Source organism: Amycolatopsis sp. NPDC089917 (genome assembly GCF_040684635.1).
In the GTDB taxonomy this organism is placed as follows: Bacteria; Actinomycetota; Actinomycetes; order Mycobacteriales; family Pseudonocardiaceae; genus Amycolatopsis.
The window spans coordinates 4,515-24,546 of record NZ_JBFBGL010000091.1 but is presented as its reverse complement, the minus strand read 5'-3'; the positions used below and the strand labels follow the sequence as shown (position 1 = coordinate 24,546).

Genomic DNA, 20,032 nt, shown 5'->3' with positions numbered 1-20,032 from the left:
CCGCGCCCCCCCCATCGGGGGCGGCGCCCCCGTCGGGTTGGGGGGGGGGGGGGGGGTCTGGGCGTGCGCTGCGGGTACCCACCCCGAATCGCCACTCACGACCACCTGGACCGAAGCGCCACCGCTGAGCGAGTTACTCAGCCGTTGAGCACTTCACCCAGGCGAACCAAGAACGGCCGCTGGCCTTTGAGTAGCTTCTCCTCCGCTTCGGCGAGCCCGAACCACGCGACCCTGTCGACCTCCGGGAACTCCTGCGTCCGGCCCGATCGCGGCGGCCACTCCATCTCGAAGGTGCCCGGGACGACCTGAGCCGGATCGAGGTCGCCCTCCACCGCCCAGACCGTCACGACCTTGCCGCCGGACTGCTTCACCTCGCCGAGCGGGAGGTACTCGCCCTCCGGCGCCGGCAACCCCAGCTCCTCCTGGAATTCGCGGCGCGCGGCGGCCTCCGGCGTCTCGTCCGGCTCGTACTCGCCCTTGGGCACCGACCAGCCGCCCGCGTCCTTCTTCGCCCAGAACGGCCCGCCCATATGCCCGAGCAGCACCTCGGTCACCTCGCCCGACCTGCGGAAGAGCAGGATCCCGGCACTCGTCTTACCCGCCATGGCGTCCAGTCTGACGCTGCTCCGAACGAGTGAAGTGACCGGCCCGCGAAAAAAGTTTCGCCCGGGATGTCGATCGGCGTCGAGCTCGTCCGACGCATGGGCAGAAGCAACCAGACAGAACTTCCCGGAAGGACCGGAACCATGACGCAGACCATCACTCCCGCCGAGACCACCGCCACCACGACCGCCGCCACCCCGCGTGCCGCGAAGGCCCAGGGCGCCGTCCAGTCGGCCGTCCGGATCGTCGTCTCGTTCCTCTTCCTCTGCCACGGCTTGCAGGGATTCGGATTCTTCGGTGGCGTCGACGGCGCGGGCGGCGCCGTCGAGCTCGGCTCCTGGCCCGGCTGGTACGGCAGCGTGATCGAACTCGTCGGCGCCGCGTTGGTCCTGGTGGGCCTGTTCACCCGCCCCGCCGCGGTGATCCTCTCCGGGGTCATGGCCTACGCCTACTTCACCGTCCACGCCCCGGAAGGTGTGCTGCCGCTGCTGAACATGGGCGAGCTGTCGACTCTCTACTGCTGGATCTTCCTGCTGATCGCCGCGATCGGCCCGGGCACTTTCGCCCTCGACACACTGCGCCGTCGCCGCCGCTGAACGCGAATCAAAAGGCCCCTTTCCTGAATGATTCCAGGAAAGGGGCCTTTTATCGCATACCTGTCGATTAGCTGTCAATAAATTCGGCCATACCATGGAATTACCCCCCGAAAGAAAGTTCCCTACCGATGGGGGTATCCGGCATCCTCAAGCGCATCAATGGTTTAGACCACCTTGAGCCGGAAGGATGCGTCATGACCCAGACAGCCACCGCCACGACCACCGAGGTCGGCCCGACCGCCCCGAAGTGGCAGGGACTGGCCCTCTCAGTCGTCCGCGTAGTGGTCTCGTTCTTGTTCCTCTGTCACGGTTTGCAGGCGATGGGCTTCTTCGACAAGCCCGCCGTCCCCGTCGGCACCTGGCCGAGCTGGTACGCGGGAGTGATCGAACTGGTCGGGTCGCTGCTGCTCCTGGCGGGTCTGTTCACCCGCCCGGTCGCGGTGCTGCTTTCGGGCACGATGGCGTACGCGTACTTCGTCGTACACCAGCCCGACGCGCTGCTGCCGTTGCAGAACAAGGGCGAGATGGCCGCCCTGTACTCGTGGGTCTTCCTGCTGTTCGCAGTGGTCGGCCCGGGCACCTACGCGCTCGACACGCTGCGCCGCCGTCGCAAGTCCTGAGGTACATGAAGGCCCCCTTCCTTGCGCCTAGCGCAAGGAAGGGGGCCTTCATGTACCTCAGACGTCAGCGGCCCTGCGGCAGACCCGCGGCCAGATCGGACAGCGCGAGCACGTGCTCCATCAGGACGGTCAGCACCTGCTTCGTCGAGTCGCGTTCCCGCGCGTCGCACAACAGCAGCGGGACGTCCATGCCGACGTCGAGCGCCTGCCGGACCTCTTCGGTGCCGTAGCGGTACGCGTTGTCGAAACAGTTCACGGCGACGACGAACGGAAGTCCGCGGCGCTCGAAGAAGTCGACGGCCGCGAAGCAGCTGTCGAGCCGTCGGGTGTCGGCCAGCACGACGGCGCCGAGCGCGCCTTCGGCCAGTTCGTCCCACATGAACCAGAACCGGTCCTGTCCGGGCGTGCCGAACAGGTACAGGATCAGCTCGGGGTTGATGGTGATGCGGCCGAAGTCGAGGGCGACCGTGGTGGTCGTCTTCTTCTCGACGCCGGTGAGGTCGTCGACGCCCTCGGACGCCGCGGTGATGACCTCTTCGGTACGCAGCGGGGGAACCTCGCTGACCGAGCCGACCATCGTGGTCTTACCGACCCCGAACCCGCCGGCGATGAGGACCTTGACCGCGTTCGCGGTCAAGGATCGCCGGGGCTCAGAGTTTCCGGATGCCATCAAGAACCGCCTGGAGTACGTGTTTGTTGGGAGTGTCGGTGACCGGCGTCGCGGTGCGGAACAGCACGAGGTTCTGTTCGATCAGGTCGCTCAGGAGCACCTTCACCACCGGCAACGGCAGATCGATGCGCGCGGCGACCTCCGCGACGGAGGTCGGTCTCTGGCACAGGTTGAGGATCCGCCCGTACTCCGGCTCGAAGCCGGCGACCTCGTGCGCGGTGCGCATCGCGACCACCAGCGTGATCAGGTCGAGGCCGAGCGTGTCCGAACGGGTGCGCCCGCCCGTGACGGCGTACGACCGGACCAGCGGCCCGGCCTCCTCCTCGAACCACGACTCGTGCCGCCCGCTCATGGCGAAAGTGGAGTCGCGGCGCGAGGCGCCGAAGTGAGTACCGCGCCGACCCGCTTGACCATCAGGTTCATCTCGTAGGCCACCAGGCCCATGTCCGCGTCCTCCGTGGCCAGCAGGGCGAGGCACGCGCCGCGGCCCGCCGCGGTGACGAACAGGAAGGCGTGGTCCATCTCGACCATGGTCTGCCGGACGTTGCCGCCGCCGAAGTGCCGTCCCGTGCCCCGCGCGAGGCTCTGGAACGCCGACGCGACCGCGGACAGGTGCTCCCCGTCCTGCTCCGACAGGTTCCCGGACCGTCCGATGAGCAGGCCGTCGGCAGACAGGACTACCGCCCTGTCGGCACCGCTGACACGCTTGACCAGGTCATCCAGCAACCAGTCGAGTTCACTGACTCCCGCGTTGGCCATCTAGTCACGATCTCCGTACATGTCGTGGTCGGTGTACTCGTCGGTGGGTTCGGTGTCCCGGCCGCGCCGCGTTCCCTGCTGGAACGCGGCGAGGCGGTTCCTGGCCAGCTCGGGGGTGTCCTCGCGGACGTCCTCGCGCCGGTCGGCGGGCCGGTCCTCCATCAGCTGGGGGACCAGGTTCGTCTGACGTCGGCGCTGCGGCAGCGGTGGCCTGCCCGGCGCCTCGGGGCCGGGCCGCCGGGTCTGCGGCGGACGGCCGTCCTGCGGACGGGTGTCGGCGGGCGGCCAGGCAGGCGGCTGCGCGGGCTGCAGCGGCTGCGGCCGGGCCTCGGCACGCGCGGGCTCCGGGCGGATCGGCTCGGGCCGCGGCGTCTCGGGCCGGGGCACCCGCGGCTGACGCGTGGGCAGCGGCGGCAAGGTGCCGGCGGGTTGGTCCTGCTGGAGCTGCGGCGGCCGGGGAGCCACCGGCATCGGCACGGGCAGTTCGGGCCGCTCCGCGGGGAACTCGGTGCGGTGACGGGCACGACGGCCCGGGAGCAGCGGCGCGGCGTCCGGCATCTCGGTGCTCTCGGGGTCCACCTCGTCCTCCGGCTCATCAGACGGGACCGGCGCGAGCAGGTCGGTGCGGACGAGCACGATGGCCCTGGTGCCGCCGTACGCGGATTCGCGCAGGTGCACGGAGATCCCGTGCCGCGCGGCGAGGCGCGCGACCACGAACAGGCCCAGCCGTGGCTCGGCTGACAAAGCCATGATGCCGAAATCCGGCGGATCGGCCAACATCTCGTTCAGCTCGGCGGCCTGCTCCGGCTCGATGCCGAGGCCCTGGTCCTCGACCTCGATCACGACGCCCTTGCCGACCACGTTGCCCCGCAGCTCGACGCGCGACTGCGGCGGCGAGAAGGAGGTCGCGTTGTCGATCAGCTCCGCGAGCAGGTGCACGAGGTCGCCGACGACCGGGCCCTGCACCGCGACCGCGGGCATCTTCGCCGTCTTCACCCTGGCGAAGTCCTCGGTCTCGGCCGAGGCGCCGCGGGTCAGTTCGGCCAGCGTCACCGGCTTGCGCCACTGACGGCCGGGCTGCCCGCCGCCGAGGATGATCAGGTTCTCCGCGTTGCGGCGGGCGCGGGTGGAGAGGTGGTCCAGCTGGAAGAGCGTTTCCAGCTGCTCCGGGTCCTCCTGCTTGCGCTCGGCCTGGTCGAGCACCTTGAGCTGGCGGTGCACGATGACCTGGCTGCGGTGCGCGATGTTGAGGAACACCGTCTTGGTGCCCTCACGGGTCCGGGCCTCTTCGACGGCGGCCGCGATGGCGGTCTGCTGCGCCTTGTTGAAGGCCTCGGCGACCTGGCCGATCTCGTCGTCGCCGTGGTCGAGGAAGTGACCCTTGTCGTCGAGGTCGACGGGTTCGCCCGCCCGCACCCGGTCCACCAGTTCGGGCAGCCGGATCTCGGCGACGTCGAGGGTGTCCTCGCGCAGCCGGGCCAGCCTGCCGATGAGCCGGTTGGACAGTCGCAGGGCGACGAAGAACACGCCGATCGCCACCAGCAGCGCGATGGCCGCCGCGATCGCCGAGGTGATCAGCGTCCGGTCGGCCTCGTCGATGGCCTCGGTCGTGGCGGCGCCACTCTGCTCGACGAAGCCGCGCATCATCGCGTCGCCGACGCCGCGCGCCGCCTGCAGCCACGTCTGCTCGGGGATGGGGAGCGTGGCCTTGCTGTTCTGCAGGAAGGTGTTCTCGACCGTGTTGACGGCCTTCCACGGCTCGCTCGCGACGAGCTGGTCGAACTTCGCCTTGACGTCCGGGCGCATCCGCGAGACGGACGACTCGAGCAGCGAGCGGTACGAACCGACCTGGGTCACGTACGCGCGATAGGTCTCGTCGGTGAAACCGCCGCCCGCGACCGCCGCGGCGGCGAGGGAGTTCGCGCGCTGCAACTGGTCGATCGCGGTGAACAGCGGCACCGCGGTGATGCGCTGGTAGGCGTTCTCCGCGTTCGGCGCGTCCTGCGCGAGCCCCGTGAGGCCTTCGACGAACTGGTCGAGGATCTGGTTGTAGAAGGTGAAGGCGTCCAGCAGCGGCAGCTGCCCGGAGTCGGCCGACTGACGGATCTGCGGCATCTTCTGGAACAGCCCGTTCACCGTGGCGATGTTGCGCTGCACGCTGTCGGGCGAGTCGCCGATGAACTTCTGGAGGTGCGTGACGACGCCCTGGGTCGCGGCGTCGGTCTTGGCGCGCTGTTCGACGAGCGACGCGTGCTGCGAACGGTCACCCGCGAGCTCGCGCAGCGTCAGCCGTCGCTCCTCCTGGATCTGGGCGAAGAACGGGACGGACGGTGCTTCCGAGTCACGGATCCGTTGCGCGTAGTCGCGGCCGTTGACCGCGTCGAAGATCAGGTAGCCGCCGATGGCGAGACCGACGAGCATGAGCGCGATGCTCGGAATGAGCGCGATCGTCAGAACGCGCGAACGAATCGAAGAGTCGCGGCCTCGTCGAAGGGAAATCTGCTTCACCGTGGTCCGTTTTCCTTCCGGCAGTTATTGGTGTCGGGTCGCCGGGGATCTCATACCCGCGGGATCCGATAGCCGGATCAACACAGCGTGGTCCGCTCCGCCCGCGAAGACGCTAGGAGACCCAAACGGGTGAGTCAAGTCCGGACGCGAAGGGTAGTCGCGTATGGCCGTGACCAGGTGACAAGAGCCCGGCGGACCTCGAAAGTCCACCACGCCGACCTGGGGACCGCCACAAGTGACTCGCCAGTAGATCACCTGGCGGTTTACCGCAGGCAGCGGCTTGATCGACCCCCATCGGACTCGATCAAGTAACACCTCGGAGCGTTCGCGTCTCAGCCGAAAAGTCGACGAAAACTACTCGCCGTGACCTCGCTCACGCTTTCGGACCAGGGCTCCACATACCGTTCGGTTTGCGAACGACATCACCACGGAGCAAGGCCGCGGTAACGCCGTTCGAGCCGCGGAATCGAGAATTTCCGAAGTTTATCGCCGTCGTTTCCGCGAAATGATCTTCCTCGACACCGCCGAGTTCGTCCTCGACGAGCGCGTCGACCCTCCCGGACGCGTCGCGGAGCATCCGGACGCCTGCCCAGCACAACGTCGCCACTCCCAGGACCATGACCACGACGAGTGCCGTCTCGACCGGATAGCGCGAACCGAATTCATTGAGCAGGAAACCGGAGACGACACCGCACACGGCGACGGCGGTATAGGTGAACGACACGATCCCCTCCTTCTCCAGGCGCCGCTGCCCGCGCCTTGCCACTAAGACGGGCGACGCGGGTTTCCCTTACGCCACAGGGGAAGGATCTACGTCACACTCGCGGCGAGAGCGAACGTCGAGATTAACAGCGAATTCGGGAACGATCGCCGGATCTCCCCCTCTGGGGCGAGGTGATCACCTATTTGCCACCGATTCCCGAATACGCTTCATGCTTTTCGCCACCGGGAGTATCACCTTCGGAGGTCTCGAAGCGTCGTGACGGCGCGCAACACCTCGCCGTAGGTGGTGTAGAGCGGCGCCAGCCCGAACCGCAGCACGTTGGGCGGGCGGAAGTCCCCGATCACCCCGCGGTCGATCAGGGCCGCCATCGTCTCGGCCGCGTCGTGGTCGAGGACCGAGATCTGATGCCCCCGGTCGGCGCCGCGCGGGGTCGCGACCTCCGCGTCGTCGAGGAGTTCGTCCGCGCACCGGAAGAAGAACTCGCCGAGCGCGAGCCCCTTCTCCCGCAGCGTCCCGCGGTCCACGCCGTCCCAGACGTCGAGGGCCGCGTCCAGCGCGAGCAGCGACAGCATGTCGGGCGTGCCCGCGCGGCCGCGCGCGATCCCGGCGTGCGCCTCGTACGCGCCCCGCATCGCGAACGGATCGCGGTCGCCTGCCCAGCCGGCCAGCGGCTGATCGAACCGGTCGAGCCATTTCGTTGCCACGTAAAGAAAAGCAGGCGCGCCCGGACCGCCGTTGAGGAACTTGTAGGTGCAGCCGACGGCGAGGTCCACGCCCGTCGCGTCCAGTTCGACCGGGAGCGCGCCGACGCTGTGGCAGAGGTCCCAGAGCGCCAGTGCCCCGGCGCGGTGCAGCGCCGCGGTCAGCGCGGCCATGTCGTGGGCCCGCCCGGTGATGTAGTCGACGTGGTTGATCAGCGCGACGGCCGTCCGCTCGCTCACCTCGTCCGGCAGGTCCTCGGCGACGACCCGGCGCACCGTGCGGCCGGTCAGGCGGGCGACCTCGTCGGCGATGTAGCCGTCGGTCGGGAAGGTGTCCGCGTCGACGAGGATCTCGTCGCGCCCGGGGGTCAGCCGGGTCGCGGCGACCAGCGCCTTGAACAGGTTCACGCTGGTCGAATCCGCCACGACGACCTGTCCCGGCGCGGCGCCCACCAGCGGCGCGATCCGCTCGCCGACCCGCTCCGGCGCCTCCCACCAGCCCTCCGACCAGGACCGGATGAGCCGTCCGCCCCACTGCTCCCGGACGACCGCGGCGACCCGCTCGGCCACGTGCTTCGGCGGCGCGCCCAGCGAGTTCCCGTCGAAATAGGCGACGTCCGCGGCGAGGTCGAATTCGTTTCGCTTGTGCGCCAAGGGATCGGCCGCGTCCAGCGCCGCGGCCTCGGCTACGAGATCAGTCACGCCCGCCATCGTCGGCGAGAGTGTTCCAGAAGTCCAGTTCGTACGCCTGGAACAACCGCGCGTGGGTCCGGGCGTCCTTTTCGGACAGCACCCCGGCGTCGAGCGCGGCCTGCACGGCCTTGACGGCCGAATCTTCGAGCTCCGGTGACGGCGCCCCGAAGAAGTCGAAGAAGGCGCACGCCTCGTCGTCGAAGCCGTACCGCTCGCGCATCGCCGCGGCGATCGCGGCGCAGTACCGGCCGAAGGCGGCGAAGTTGGCGACGATCGCCACGATGACGTCCGCCGGATCGCCGTTGAGCGCCAGCCAGGCGACGAACGCCGGATACGCCTGGCAGCCCGCGCGCGGCTCGAAGCCGGGTGGCTCCTCGGCGAGGCCAGGCAACTTGCCGAGCGCCAGCCCCTCGCCCGAGGCCAGGGTCGCGAAGAACTCCCGCGCGTTCCGCTCCTGTGACCGCGACGCGAGGTGGAGGAAGCTGCGCCAGTCGCTGCGGACGATCCGGTACTCCTCCGCGGCGATCGCGGCGAAGACCTCCCGCGGCGCCTCGCCCGCTTCGACCAACGGGACGAGCCGGTTGTCGTCGTCGTGGGGCGCGAGTTCCGCCTGGACCGCGTCGATGAGCTCACGTGCCGAACCGGTCATCGCCGAGGTTCTCCTTGTCCGGTGTTGACGCGCTGAAAACGGAAAAGGTGGACATTTCGCGTGGCCCAACCGTGGCCGCGATTCTCTATCCACCACTGACGGGAGCCCTTACAGTGTGCCTGATCAGGCAGCATCGAGGAGGCCAGCGTTGACCAACCAGCCGACCGTCGCCGAGCAGATCGAAGGCCAGACCATCCCCGCCCTGCTTCACCGCAACGCCCAGGAGTTCGGTGAGCTGCCGGCGGTCACGTCACTCGACATCGAGGGCAAACCGACCCTGGGCTGGCGGGAGTTCCACACCGCCATCGCCGAGGTCTCGCGCGGGCTCGCCGGACTCGGGGTCGGCACCCGCGACCGGGTCCTGATCATGGCGCCGAGCAGCCCCGAGCACCTGATCGCCGACCTCGCCGCCGCCCATCTCGGCGCGATCCCCTGCACCGCGTACGCGACGCTGAGCCCGGAGCAGATCGGGTTCGTCGCCCGGCACAGCGCCGCCGGCGTCGTCGTGCTCGCCGGTGCCGAAGAACTCGGCCGCTGGTCGCAGGTCCTCGACGAGCTGCCCGCGCTACGGCACGTCGTCCTGCTCGACGCGTCCGTGCTTCCCCAGGACGACAAGCGGTTCCTGTCGTTCGCCGATCTTCGCGCGGCGGGCGCGGAGGCACACGCGGCCGATCCGGCGGCGTTCGAGACGGCGTGGTCCGCGATCGGCCCGGACGACCCGCTGTCGATGATCTACACCTCCGGCACCACCGGAGACCCCAAGGGTGTCGTGCTGTCGCACCGCAACGCGATCCACGAGGCCACCGCGGTCATGCGGCTGCACGACTCGCCGATGCACGCCACGAACATCGCGTACCTGCCGCTCGCGCACATCGCCGAACGCGAACTGTCGATCTACATGCCGATCGTGTGGGCCGGGCACGTGCACACCGTCGGCGATCCGACCGCCGTCGTCGGCGCGCTGGGCCAGGTGCACCCGCTGAGCTTCTTCGGCGTCCCGCGGGTGTGGGAAAAGATGGTCGCGGGTCTGAAGAACCTGCTCGGCTCGCTGCCGGAGGACAAGCGGAACGGCCTGATCGCCGCGAACGAACTGCTGCAGCAGGGCTACAAACTGCGCAGTGACGGCAAGGAGGTCCCGCCCGAGCTCGCCGAGAAGATCGCGCAGACCGACGCCGCCGCGCTCGCGCCGGTGCGGGCGATGCTGGGCCTGGACAAGATCGAGGTCGCCTCCAGCGGCGCCGCCGCGCTGCCGGTGGAGATCCTGTACTTCATCGCGGGTCTCGGCGTGGAGATCCAGGAGGTGTGGGGACTGTCCGAGACCACCGGCGCGGTCACCTCGAACACGCCGTCGGCGTTCAAGGCGGGTTCGGTCGGCCGCCCGCTGGAAGGCGTCGAGGTCAAGGTGGCCGAGGACGGCGAACTCCTCGTCCGGGGCCCGATCGTGTTCCTCGGCTACCTGCAGGAGGACGGCTCGATCAAACCGGACGTCGACGCCGACGGCTGGCTCGCCACCGGCGACATCGGGACGATCGACGAACGCGGCTTCGTCACGATCACCGACCGCAAGAAGGAACTGATCATCACTTCGAGCGGCAAGAACATCGCCCCGACGAAGATCGAAGGGCTGCTCAAGGAGCACCCGCTGATCGGGCAGGCCGTCGCGATCGGCGAGAAACGGCCGTACGTCACCGCGCTGATCGTCGTCGACGACGAGATCGCGCCGGGCTGGGCGACCGCGAACGGCATCGAACTCGCCGAGGGCGAATCGCTCGCGGACAACGCGCAGGTGCTCGCGGAGATCGGGAAGGCCGTCGAGGCGGCGAACGCACGGCTGGCGCGGATCGAGCAGATCAAGCGGTACCACGTGATCCCGAAGGCGTGGACGCCGGAAAGCGGCGAGGTGACCCCGACGCTGAAGCTGAAGCGGCGGATCATCAACGACCGGTACGCGCCGACGATCGCGGACCTCTACGCCGCGGCCGCTCCGGACCCCGCTTCCACCGCCGGTTCCTGACCCTCGCGCGCTGCTATGAACGGTCCGTTCCTGGCAAATTTCGCCAGGAACGGACCGTTCATAGCACGCGGACCCGCCCCAGGAGCCCGCCTAAAGCGGTCGCCGCCGGAGACCCGCCGCTGCTAACTTGCGGCCGTGGATCTCTTCTCCCGCTCGTGGGCGGCGCTCCTCGCCGCCGTCGCCGAAACCCCCGACGAAGACTTCTCCGAACCCTCCGGCTGTGCCGGCTGGCTGGTACGCGATCTGGCGTGCCACCTGGTGATCGACGCCCAGGACGTCCTGATCACCCTCGCGACCCCCGCCGAAAGCGAACCCACACGCGACGCGGTCTCCTACTGGGAGGTCACCAGCACCCCGCCCACCGGCGAGGACGACCTCGACGCGCTGATCGTGCGCCTCGCCGCCGCGTACCAGGAACCGCGGCTGCTCAAGTTCCACCTCGACGACGTCGGTTCCGCGGCAGGCCGGGCCGCCGTCCTCGCCGACCCGGCGACGCGGGTCGCCACCCGCGACATCGTCCTGACCGCGGGCGACTACCTGTCCGCGTACGTCCTGGAATGGACGCTGCACCACCTCGACCTCGTCGCGCATCTCCCGCACATCGACGGCCCCGCCGCCGACAGCCTCGCCAGGACGCGTCAGATCCTGGAGGAACGCACCGGGGAGAAGTTCCCCGAGTCGTTCTCCGACACCGACGCGCTGCTGGTCGGCACCGGACGCCGCGAAGCGACCGACGCGGAGAAGGCCGCTCTCGGCGACTTGGCCGCGAAGCTGCCCTTCGTCGTCGGCTAATGGACGACACGTGTGATCAGGGACGTGACTCGCGTGATCAGACACGGAACTCGCGTGCTTGGAGGCGGAACACTCGAGTCCCGCCTCCAAGCACGTGTGTTCGCCGTCTGATCACGTGAGTTCCGTCCCCAAGCACGCGAGTCACGTCTCTGATCACGCGAGTCAGGCGGTCCGGGTCGACTCCGTCCACTTGCGCAGGCGGGGCGGGACTCGCTTTTCGAGGCCGTAGTTCTCCAGATGCGCGCTGAAGACCTCGTCGAAGGCGCGCTGGACGGTCTCGGTGTCCCACACCGGCCGTTCGAGGATGGGCTGTTTCAGGTACGGCTGCCCCATGACGTGCAGCTGCGGCCCGTTGCAGCGGATCATCTGGCCGGTGATCCCGTCGGATCCGGCGCCGAGCAGGAAGAGCACGACCGGCGCGATCCGCGACGGCGTCCGGTCCGGCGGGCAGGATCGCAGCGACCGTTCCGACTTCCACACCATCCGGGTGTGCGCGAGCGGGCAGACCGCGTTCACCCGGATCCCGCTGTCCTCCAGGTCGAGCGCCCAGGAGTAGGTCAGCGAAGCGACGGCGCCTTTGCTGGCGGCGTACACGCCGAGCTTGCGCTGCCCGAGCGACGCCCCGGACGAGATGTTGACGATCGAACCCGGCGCACCCCGCGCGACCATGGTCTTGATCGCGGCGAGCCCGGTGTACACGACGCCGAGGACGTTCACCTCGACCAGTTCGCGGGCCTGGTCGACGTCGTCCTCCCACGGCAACGCCTCGTAGTTCAGCCCCGCGTTGTTGACCAGTCCGTCGATCGCGCCGAACTCGGCGACACAGAGGTCGACGATCTCCTGCGCCTGTTTCGGATCCGCGACGCTGTGCCCGCTGGCGACCGCCCGGCCGCCGAACCGGCGGATGTTCTCCGCCGTCCGCTCGGCCAGCGCGGCGTCGACGTCGTTGACCACGACGGCTCCGCCCGCCCGCGCCACGTGCACCGCGAACGCCTCGCCGAGGCCCCTCCCGGCCCCGGTCACGACGACGGCCTTGTCGTCGAGCAAACCGTTCATCGCCTTCACCCCTTTGGCCCAGCCGGCCTCCACCTCCAGACCGGTCTCTACTCAGTGTTGGCCCATTCGGCCCAACCGGTACTCAGGCGGCGGCGAACGGCGCCCGGGCTGCGCCGAGCGAGGACGGTGCGATCGGCGCACGGATACCGGCGGGCGAGTCAGTCCGGCGTCACTCACCGGTCAGACGGCGTAGCTCGATCGGCCTAACAGGCGAAGGATTCACCGGTGTTCTGTTCGTCTCCCTGTAGCCGGAGGCATACTGAACGTTGTTCGGCGGGACGCCAACTGTGACTCCCTCGCCGGCCGCGTACCAAGGCAGGCAAGAATGCGAGGGAGCTAAGTTCACCCGATCGGGGGGAGGTGGTCACGGAGTGAAGACGAACGCGGCGCCGCGGATGACCGCCGCCCTGGCCAACCGCGAGTTCCGCGCGCTCTGGCTCGCCGAGGTGCAGTCCCTCATCGGGGATCAGCTCACCATCGTCGCGCTGGCGATCCTCGTCTACGACCGCACCGGTTCCGCGCTGCTCTCGGCGGTGGTCTACTCCCTGACCTTCCTGCCAGCGCTGGCGGGCGGCCTCGGCCTGTCCCAGCTGGCCGACCGCTATCCGAGGCGCGCCGTCCTCGTCTACTCGTCGCTGATCCAGGGGCTGCTGATCGCGGTCATGGCGATCCCGGGCACCCCGCTCCCCCTGTTGTGCGGGCTCGTGGTGCTGGCCCGGCTCGCGAACGCGCCCGGCAACGCGGCGCAGAACGCGCTGACCCGCGAGGTCTTCACCGACGACGACCTCTATCTGAAGAGCCAGGACATCCGGGGCATCTCGACCAACACCGCCATGCTGCTCGGCCTGGCAGGCGGCGGTCTCCTGGTGTCGCAGGTCGGCGCGAGCTGGGCGCTGGCCCTGGACGCCGCGACGTTCTTGCTCAGCGCGGCCGTGGTCCGCTTCGCCGTCTCCCGGCGGGCGGCCGCGTCCGACGGCAACGGCAGCTGGTTCGGCGCGGTGAAGCAGGTCTTCGGCAACCGTCATCTGCGGGTGCTGGTCTGGTTCTCATGGCTGGTCGGCCTGGCCGTCATCCCCGAGGGGCTCGCCGCCCCGCTGGCCGCGGAGATGGGCGTCGGGAAGCAGGCGGTCGGCTGGCTGCTGGCGGCCGATCCGCTGGGCTTCGTCGTCGGGGCGTTCCTGCTGTCGCGGTTCGTCTCCGCGGAACAACGGCGGAAACTGCTCGGTGTGCTGGCGGCCCTGCCGATGGTCGCGCTGATCGCCTTCGCGCTCAAACCGGGACTGATCCCGGCGCTGCTCCTGCTGGCCGCGGCGGGTGCCGCGGGGGCGTACCTCATCACGGTGAGCGCCACGTTCATCACCTGGGTGCCGAACGAGCTCCGGGGCGGTGCGGGCGGTGTCTATCGCACGGGGTTGCGGGTAGCGCAGGGAATAGGGGCGGGACTCGGCGGGCTCGCCGCCGATCGGCTCGGGGCCGCGACCTCGGCCATCGCGCTGGCAGGCGTGGTCGGCCTGCTGCTGGCCGTACTGGTCGCGCTCAGCTGGGGGCACATCAACGGATCCAGTCCGGAACCGTTGCTGTCATGAGGAATCCACACTGGACGGCCCCTGAGGCGGCACAGCCGCCCGGCGGGCTCGTACTCGGAAATCTCTACGGAACACTGCTTCCGCACCTTGGTCTTCGGCACTCGGTGGAAAAGAAACGACTCTCGATCAGAAGTCACGGCTCGACATGGTCGGACACCTCCTGGGAACCTCGCTGCGATCTAATACCTTGTCCGGGCTCAGAAGTCACGACTGGACACTATCCGTCACTCCTTCCACACCGCGTCTCGAAAAACATTCAGCTGTCAAGATCAGAAATCACGGGACACGATTGCCACCTCCGGTCCGTGTTCGCGGGCACCCTCGCCGGTGTCGAACAACTGATGCGATGGGATGATACCGGTCGTGGAATACGAACGGTGTATCAGTCGGTACCGGTGAGATTACTCAACCGTGCCCTCCGCGCGGAAAAGAGGTAGCAATTGCCAGCCGAGACCGGCGACGGCCGCCAGCACGGCGACGGCACCGGCGACCTTGACGAGCGGGCGGCGACGGCCGCCGCGGAGAGCGGTGCACCGGTGACCGAACGCGGGCAGGCAAGCCCGGAAGGTGACCAGGACGAACCGCCGCAGCGCCATCCGTACGATCCCAGGGCGTGGGCGCTGTGGCGGCGGCCCAAGCGATTCATCGCCTTCCTCTTCGCGATGGAAGCCGTCGGAATCGCGATCATGGTCTTCGCGACGATGGATTCCACCAATCCCGGGAAAATAGACTGGGTTCGTTTCGCGATTCTCGCCGTCGGCGCCACGGCACATATTCAGCTCACCCAGCGGCAAGAGGAAAGGCGTCGCGATCGCAGTCGCACGGTCCTGATCGACCTCACCGCGGTCTGGACATTTCCCGCCGCGGTCATCCTTCCGCTTTCATTGACGCTTTCCATCATCGCGCTCGTCCGGATCCAGCATTGGTTCATCGCCCGGCGGCCCGCGCACAACTTCGTGTTCTCGTCGGTCACCCACGGCGTTTCGGTGACCTTGGCTTCGCTCACCTTCGCCGCGTTCGGACCGCATGATTGGGGACGGATTTCCGGATGGGGGACACTCGGCGAATTCGGCGTCCTGATCATCACCGGGATGGTCTTCGAAGCGGTGCAGATCGCCTACATCGGCGGCATCCTCGCGATCGGCTCGCCGAAGCGGCCGTCGATGTCGACCGTGCTCGGCAACGCGGCGGACAACCTGCTGGAGGCCATCACGATCGGGCTCGGCGCGGTCACCGCGGTGCTGCTGTTGATCATGCCGCCGATGGTGATCGTGATGGCCGTGGTGACGGTGGTGTTCAATCGCCTCGCCGAGATCGACCAACTGCAAAACGATGCGCGGACGGACCCGAAAACCGGTGTTCTGAACATGCGCGGATGGTCGGAGTCGGCCGATCGGGCGCTCGGAAGGACCGCCCGATCGGACGACAACCTCGCACTTCTGATGATTGATCTCGACCACTTCAAGTGGATTAACGACACTTATGGACATCCCGCAGGCGACGACGTCCTCCGCGATGTGGCACAGAAATTGGACGAGGTCACCCGGCCCGCCGACGTCATCGGCCGGTTCGGCGGCGAGGAATTCCTCGTGCTTCTCCCGGATATCGACGAAACGGCGGCGAAACTGGCCGCCGAGCGAGTGCGCAGCGCTATCGCCGAACTGCATATAGTGACTACCGACAAACGGGGCAGCCGCGTCACGATCTCGGGCCGGACCACCTCCATCGGGGCCGCACTGTTCCCTCGTCACGGTGAATCCCTGGAGGAACTCCTGCACGCCTCCGACGCCGCCGTTTACGTGGCCAAGGAGAACGGCCGGAACCAGGTGCGGTTCGCCCAGGACGTGGAACGGTCCGTTCCCCCGCCACCCGTCATCGGGTCACCCGGTGGGTGAACCCGGGGGTTATCCGGATGTCGGCCCCGATCGGCGGATGGCACCCTGAACGGCATGCCAGCGACAGCCGAAGCCGACGGCCGGCCTGCCCGGATCCGGCGCCCCTGGTCCACTTCGGGCTGGTTGTTGCTGGTCACGGTGCTGGTGTTCGGTTTCGGCCTGATCGCCTCGCGCCCCGCCTCGCCGCCGGACCTCGGCCCGCCGGCGGGTGACATCCTCGCCGCGCAGAACGCGATCGACGCGCTGGTGCGGCCGGGCCCGGTCGAGAACGTCATCGCCGAACTGCCCGCCGACTTCACCGCGGTCAGCGGGATCACCCCGGGTGTGATGACGGCACGCGACGGCACCGTGCGCGCCGTGCACACCGACGGCGGCTGCTCGGCGCCCTGGGGCGACGACAACACCAAGTGGGACTACGCGATCCCGTGCAAGGCCCACGACCTGGGCTACGACATCCTCCGCTACGCCGAACGCAAGGGGCACCCGCTCGGCCAAGAGGCCAGGGCGTCGCTCGACAGCCGGCTCTCGACCGACATGCACGGCACCTGTGTCCTCAACCCGATGGACTCGCGCGGCACCTGCGACGTCGTCGCTTCCCTCTACACCGCCGGTCTCGTGCTCAACTCCTGGCACCAGCGCTGGGGTCCGCCGGTCGGCGACCCGCTGGGCCCGATGATCGTCGGCGTGCTGGTGATCGGCGCGTTGCTGGTGTTCCGCCTCCGCGGCTGGGTCCGCACCCGCCGGACCGCCGTCGCGCTCCCCCGCGAACCGCTGCCGGTGACCCCGGTCGGCCGGTGGGCGCTGCTCGGGGTCGCCGGGGTGGTGCTGATGCTGCTCGGCGAGTCCGCCGTCGCGCTCGCGCACTGGGCCGGGGTCCCGGAGCGGTCGCTGTGGCCGTTCACCTGGCTCGCGCAGCTCTGTCCGCTGATCTTCTTCGCGGTGGGCCGGATCAACGAGGCGGGCTGGCGGTCGATCCGCGCCTCCGGCGGCCGCTACCCGCAGTACCTCGCCGACCGCGCGAGCCCGCTCCTGCGCCCGGCGCTGATCTTCGCCGTCGTCGCGCTGGTCGTCCCGCTCGCGCTGGAGGTGCTGGGGATCCCGACCGGGACGAACGCCACCGTCATGCGGATCGCGCTGCATCCGCTCTGGCTGCTCGGCGTCTTCCTGCTGACCGTCGTCCTCGCGCCGGCCCTGCTGGCGCTGTACCGCCGGACGCGCGCCGCCTCCGTCGCCGGGCTGCTGGCCCTGACCCTGGCGAGCGAGGCCGCGGCGCAGTGGTCCGGCTCGGCCATCCCGCGCTACGCCGAGACGTTGTTCCTCGCCCTGTTCGTCCAGCAGCTGGCGTTCGCCCACGCCGACGGCGTCCGCCTCCCGCGTGGCGTGCTCGTGGCGACGGCGTTCACCGGCGCGGCCGGGCTGGGGCTCGCCGTCGCCGTCCTCGGCGAAGGGCCCATGCTGCTCGGCGGCCCCGGCGCCCCGGCCGCGTTGTCGGGCCCGCCGTGGGGCGTGCTCCTGCTCGGCCTGGTCCAGCTCGCGCTCCTCGGCCTGCTCGCGCGGCCGCTGGCCCGGCTCGGCGAACGTCCCGCGATCGCCTCTACCGCCCGACTCGTCCTGCGCGCCCCGATGAGCCTCTACCTCGGCTTCCTGTCCGCGATGCTGCTGCTCGTGGCGGTCGTCTACCTGCCCGGTCCGCTCGTGGACGGGCTCAGCTGGCTGGCCCGGCCGCAGGTCCTGCTCGCGCTCGCGCTGCTGGCCGTGCCCGCCGTGCTCGTCTTCTGGTGGTTCGAGCGCCACTGGAACACTCAACCGCGTGGCCCTCAGCAGCGCGCGGTCGACGAGCCTGGCCTGCGGGCCGCGGTGTTCTGCCGCGCGGCGGCGACGGTCGGGATGGCGTACGCGATGCTCGGCGTGTTCGGGTTCGCGCTGACCCGGTTCGGGGGCGCGTCGGCCGACGCCGACCTCCTCGGGATCCGGTTCGGGCCGGTCCAGAGCCTGGTCAACCTGCTGCTCGGGGTCTACCTGCTGCACACCGTGCGGAACGGCACCAGCCGGATGACCGGGACCTGGCTGGTCTGTGCGGTCGCGTGCGCGCCGCCACTGATGAGCGCCCTCGACGGCAAGCACGTCAGCGCCGCCTCCGTCGCGTTGCCGGTCGCGACGATCGTCGTCGCGATGCTCGCGGCGGCCGCCACGCTGGTCCCGGCCCGCGCGGCCCGGCGTGTCCTGCCCTGATCCAGGCGGCGCTGACCAGGCGTTCTCCGTACTCTTGAGGGGAAACCGGTGGTGCGTGCCACATCTCCGGGGGGATGTGTAATCCTGCGACAACCCACAACAGGCACCATGCGTCCCTTGAAGAGACCGTCGACCGGTAACGACCAGAAGGAGCAGACCGCGTGGAGTACCCGCCTCGGAATGGGCATGGGGATCGACGTCCCGCCCGGCCTAGGCAGGACGCGCCCGGACGCGTTCCTTCCCGCCCGGCCCCGCCTCGTGGCGCCCGCCCGGCGCCCGCCCGCCAGGCCGCGGGTCCGCCGCCCCGGCGGCCGGAACCGCGCCGCGCGCCACGACGGTCGTTCCGCGGCTCCAAGATCGCGCTGGGTCTCGTCTCGCTGCTGGTGATGGGCCTGACCGGGTACGCGTGGGCCGCGATGGACGGACTGACGTTCGCGAACGTCGGCATCGGCGCCGACGAAGGCGACAAGCCCGCCGACGGCGCCCGCGACATCCTTCTCGTCGGTCTCGACAGCCGCACGGACGCGCAGGGCAACCCGCTGTCCAAGGAGGTCCTCGCCCAGCTGCGCGCCGGGCAGGCCGACGGCGAGCTGAACACCGACTCGCTGATCTTCGTGCACATCCCGAACGACGGCTCGAAGGCCGTCGCGATCTCGCTGCCGCGCGACTCCTACGTCGACATTCCCGGTGGCTTCGGCAAGCACAAGATCAACTCGGCGTACGCCAGGGCGATGCTCGACGAGCGCAAGAAGCAGCAGGAGAACGGCGTCTCCGACCCGAAGGAACTTGACCAGAAGGCCAACGAGGCCGGGGCGAAGACGCTCATCAAGACGGTCGAGCAGCTGACCGGCTCGACCATCGACAACTACGCCGCCATCAACCTGCTGGGCTTCAGCGAGATCACCCAGGCCATCGGCGGTGTCGACGTCTGCCTCAACGACGACGTCAACGACCAGTTCTCCGGCGCGAAGTTCACCAAGGGCCCGCACACCATCTCCGGTGTGGAGGCGCTCGGCTTCGTCCGGCAGCGTCACGGGCTGCCGCGCGGCGACCTCGACCGCGTCGTCCGGCAACAGGTGTTCATGGCCGGGATGGCGCGGAAGGTGCTCTCCGCGGGCACGCTCGCGAACCCGGGCAGGCTCAACGACCTGATCGCGGCCATCAAGAAGTCGGTCGTGCTCAACCAGAACTGGGACATCTTCGGCTTCGCGCAGCAGATGAAGGGCCTCACCGGCGGGCAGCTCGAGTTCCGGACGATCCCGGTCGTCAACATCGAGTACAAGACCCCGAACGACGGTGTCGCCATCCAGGTCGACCCGAAGCAGGTCAAGGACTTCGTCCAGGGGCTCGCGGGCCCGCAGCCGGGTGAGCAGCCGCCGCCGTCCGCCGAATCGCCCAACAAGGCGACCACGGTCGACGTCCGCAACTCCACGACCCGCGACGGGCTCGCGTCGGCGGTGCTGAAGCAGCTCGTCGACAAGGGCTTCACCGCGGGTGACACGGCCACCGCGACCGCGCGCAAGAAGACGGTCGTCTGGGTCGCCAAGGGCCAGAAGGCGGCGGGCCAGGCGGTCGCCGACGAACTCGGCGGCAACCCGACCGTCCAGGAGGACAAGAGCGTCGAAGCCGGGCACGTGACGGTCTTCCTCGGCTCGGACTTCAAGACGCCGGGTGGCGCGGAGGGCTCCGGCTCCTCGCAAAACGCCGCCGGTTCACAGGCCGCGGTCCCGTCGCAGGAGCAGTCCGACGAGAAGCCGATCACCGCCGAAGGCGTGCCCTGCGTCAACTGACGCGCCCTCCAGCGCGCGTGATCCCGTCCAAACGAACGTCGCGAAAGCCACTTTCGGGGCAACTTTAGGGCTGAAAATTGGGTTTGGGGCGCGGGGCCCCCCGTGGCGCGGGGGGCCCGGATTACCCAGACAGGCCCAAAAAAA

The 20,032-nt window shown here is 69.2% G+C and carries 17 protein-coding genes; 8 read left to right on the top strand and 9 right to left on the bottom strand.

The features are described 5' to 3' along the window. Window positions 1–137: 137 nt before the first annotated feature. The gene (locus AB0N89_RS37815) at window positions 138–605 is read right to left on the bottom strand and encodes an NUDIX domain-containing protein (protein WP_364215437.1); all 468 of its coding nucleotides are present in this window, start codon (window positions 603–605) and stop codon (window positions 138–140) included. A gap of 141 nt (window positions 606–746) precedes the next feature. On the opposite strand from AB0N89_RS37815, the gene AB0N89_RS37810 reads away from it, so the two are divergent. Together AB0N89_RS37810 and AB0N89_RS37805 are read left to right on the top strand one after the other, a co-directional pair. Beyond that, window positions 747–1,199 carry a DoxX family protein gene (locus tag AB0N89_RS37810; protein ID WP_364215434.1) on the top strand — a complete coding sequence of 151 codons (453 nt, stop codon included), beginning with the start codon at window positions 747–749 and terminating at the stop codon, window positions 1,197–1,199. A 194-nt stretch (window positions 1,200–1,393) separates the two neighbouring features. Further along, window positions 1,394–1,819 (top strand): DoxX family protein, encoded by a 426-nt coding sequence (locus AB0N89_RS37805; protein ID WP_364215431.1) that lies wholly within the window; start codon window positions 1,394–1,396, stop codon window positions 1,817–1,819. Window positions 1,820–1,883: 64 nt separating this feature from the next. Here AB0N89_RS37805 and AB0N89_RS37800 read toward each other — a convergent pair whose 3' ends face one another. The 7 genes from AB0N89_RS37800 to AB0N89_RS37770 all read right to left on the bottom strand — a co-directional run bounded on the left by AB0N89_RS37800 (window position 1,884) and on the right by AB0N89_RS37770 (window position 8,523). Beyond that, window positions 1,884–2,489: an ATP/GTP-binding protein gene (locus AB0N89_RS37800; protein ID WP_364215428.1), complete on the bottom strand. Its 606-nt coding sequence runs from the start codon at window positions 2,487–2,489 to the stop codon at window positions 1,884–1,886. After that, window positions 2,470–2,841, bottom strand: coding sequence for a DUF742 domain-containing protein (locus AB0N89_RS37795; protein WP_364215425.1), 372 nt, complete (start codon window positions 2,839–2,841; stop codon window positions 2,470–2,472). Before AB0N89_RS37795 ends, AB0N89_RS37800 begins: the two co-directional genes overlap by 20 nt. Then, window positions 2,838–3,248, bottom strand: a complete 411-nt coding sequence (locus tag AB0N89_RS37790) for a roadblock/LC7 domain-containing protein (protein WP_364215422.1) — start codon at window positions 3,246–3,248, stop codon at window positions 2,838–2,840. Before AB0N89_RS37790 ends, AB0N89_RS37795 begins: the two co-directional genes overlap by 4 nt. Next, complete coding sequence (locus AB0N89_RS37785; RefSeq protein WP_364215419.1) at window positions 3,249–5,756, bottom strand: nitrate- and nitrite sensing domain-containing protein; 2,508 nt, start codon at window positions 5,754–5,756, stop codon at window positions 3,249–3,251. Between the two features lie 373 nt (window positions 5,757–6,129). After that, the gene (locus AB0N89_RS37780; protein ID WP_364215416.1) at window positions 6,130–6,480 is read right to left on the bottom strand and encodes a hypothetical protein; all 351 of its coding nucleotides are present in this window, start codon (window positions 6,478–6,480) and stop codon (window positions 6,130–6,132) included. 230 nt (window positions 6,481–6,710) lie between these two features. Further along, window positions 6,711–7,892: an aminotransferase class V-fold PLP-dependent enzyme gene (locus tag AB0N89_RS37775; RefSeq protein WP_364215413.1), complete on the bottom strand. Its 1,182-nt coding sequence runs from the start codon at window positions 7,890–7,892 to the stop codon at window positions 6,711–6,713. After that, window positions 7,876–8,523: a transcriptional regulator gene (locus AB0N89_RS37770; RefSeq protein WP_364215410.1), complete on the bottom strand. Its 648-nt coding sequence runs from the start codon at window positions 8,521–8,523 to the stop codon at window positions 7,876–7,878. Before AB0N89_RS37770 ends, AB0N89_RS37775 begins: the two co-directional genes overlap by 17 nt. A 148-nt stretch (window positions 8,524–8,671) precedes the next feature. Between AB0N89_RS37770 and AB0N89_RS37765 the strand changes: the two genes are divergently transcribed. Both AB0N89_RS37765 and AB0N89_RS37760 read left to right on the top strand, forming a co-directional pair. Beyond that, complete coding sequence (locus AB0N89_RS37765) at window positions 8,672–10,537, top strand: AMP-binding protein (RefSeq protein WP_364215407.1); 1,866 nt, start codon at window positions 8,672–8,674, stop codon at window positions 10,535–10,537. A gap of 135 nt (window positions 10,538–10,672) precedes the next feature. Then, window positions 10,673–11,329: a maleylpyruvate isomerase N-terminal domain-containing protein gene (locus AB0N89_RS37760; RefSeq protein WP_364215404.1), complete on the top strand. Its 657-nt coding sequence runs from the start codon at window positions 10,673–10,675 to the stop codon at window positions 11,327–11,329. Window positions 11,330–11,491: 162 nt separating this feature from the next. Here AB0N89_RS37760 and AB0N89_RS37755 read toward each other — a convergent pair whose 3' ends face one another. After that, window positions 11,492–12,385 carry an SDR family oxidoreductase gene (locus tag AB0N89_RS37755; RefSeq protein WP_364215401.1) on the bottom strand — a complete coding sequence of 298 codons (894 nt, stop codon included), beginning with the start codon at window positions 12,383–12,385 and terminating at the stop codon, window positions 11,492–11,494. Window positions 12,386–12,756: 371 nt separating this feature from the next. Here AB0N89_RS37755 and AB0N89_RS37750 point away from each other — a divergent pair, with 371 nt between their 5' ends. The 4 genes from AB0N89_RS37750 to AB0N89_RS37735 all read left to right on the top strand — a co-directional run bounded on the left by AB0N89_RS37750 (window position 12,757) and on the right by AB0N89_RS37735 (window position 19,888). Continuing rightward, window positions 12,757–13,971 carry an MFS transporter gene (locus tag AB0N89_RS37750; protein WP_364215398.1) on the top strand — a complete coding sequence of 405 codons (1,215 nt, stop codon included), beginning with the start codon at window positions 12,757–12,759 and terminating at the stop codon, window positions 13,969–13,971. 440 nt (window positions 13,972–14,411) lie between these two features. Continuing rightward, complete coding sequence (locus AB0N89_RS37745; RefSeq protein WP_364215395.1) at window positions 14,412–15,866, top strand: GGDEF domain-containing protein; 1,455 nt, start codon at window positions 14,412–14,414, stop codon at window positions 15,864–15,866. A 54-nt stretch (window positions 15,867–15,920) separates the two neighbouring features. Next, window positions 15,921–18,098 carry a phospholipase A2 gene (locus AB0N89_RS37740; RefSeq protein ID WP_364215392.1) on the top strand — a complete coding sequence of 726 codons (2,178 nt, stop codon included), beginning with the start codon at window positions 15,921–15,923 and terminating at the stop codon, window positions 18,096–18,098. Between the two features lie 386 nt (window positions 18,099–18,484). Continuing rightward, entirely contained in the window at window positions 18,485–19,888 is a 1,404-nt protein-coding gene (locus AB0N89_RS37735) for an LCP family protein (RefSeq protein ID WP_364215443.1), read from the top strand. Window positions 19,889–20,032: the final 144 nt, after the last annotated feature.

What these genes read in the sequence shown, in the direction of transcription:
- AB0N89_RS37770 (WP_364215410.1), bottom strand. Translation starts at nt 8,523, where the DNA reads ATGACCGGTTCGGCACGTGAGCTCATCGACGCGGTCCAGGCGGAACTC.
- AB0N89_RS37805 (WP_364215431.1), top strand. Translation starts at nt 1,394, where the DNA reads ATGACCCAGACAGCCACCGCCACGACCACCGAGGTCGGCCCGACCGCC.
- AB0N89_RS37815 (WP_364215437.1), bottom strand. Translation starts at nt 605, where the DNA reads ATGGCGGGTAAGACGAGTGCCGGGATCCTGCTCTTCCGCAGGTCGGGC.
- AB0N89_RS37795 (WP_364215425.1), bottom strand. Translation starts at nt 2,841, where the DNA reads ATGAGCGGGCGGCACGAGTCGTGGTTCGAGGAGGAGGCCGGGCCGCTG.
- AB0N89_RS37735 (WP_364215443.1), top strand. Translation starts at nt 18,485, where the DNA reads ATGGGCCTGACCGGGTACGCGTGGGCCGCGATGGACGGACTGACGTTC.
- AB0N89_RS37740 (WP_364215392.1), top strand. Translation starts at nt 15,921, where the DNA reads ATGCCAGCGACAGCCGAAGCCGACGGCCGGCCTGCCCGGATCCGGCGC.
- AB0N89_RS37810 (WP_364215434.1), top strand. Translation starts at nt 747, where the DNA reads ATGACGCAGACCATCACTCCCGCCGAGACCACCGCCACCACGACCGCC.
- AB0N89_RS37755 (WP_364215401.1), bottom strand. Translation starts at nt 12,385, where the DNA reads ATGAACGGTTTGCTCGACGACAAGGCCGTCGTCGTGACCGGGGCCGGG.
- AB0N89_RS37775 (WP_364215413.1), bottom strand. Translation starts at nt 7,892, where the DNA reads ATGGCGGGCGTGACTGATCTCGTAGCCGAGGCCGCGGCGCTGGACGCG.
- AB0N89_RS37800 (WP_364215428.1), bottom strand. Translation starts at nt 2,489, where the DNA reads ATGGCATCCGGAAACTCTGAGCCCCGGCGATCCTTGACCGCGAACGCG.
- AB0N89_RS37790 (WP_364215422.1), bottom strand. Translation starts at nt 3,248, where the DNA reads ATGGCCAACGCGGGAGTCAGTGAACTCGACTGGTTGCTGGATGACCTG.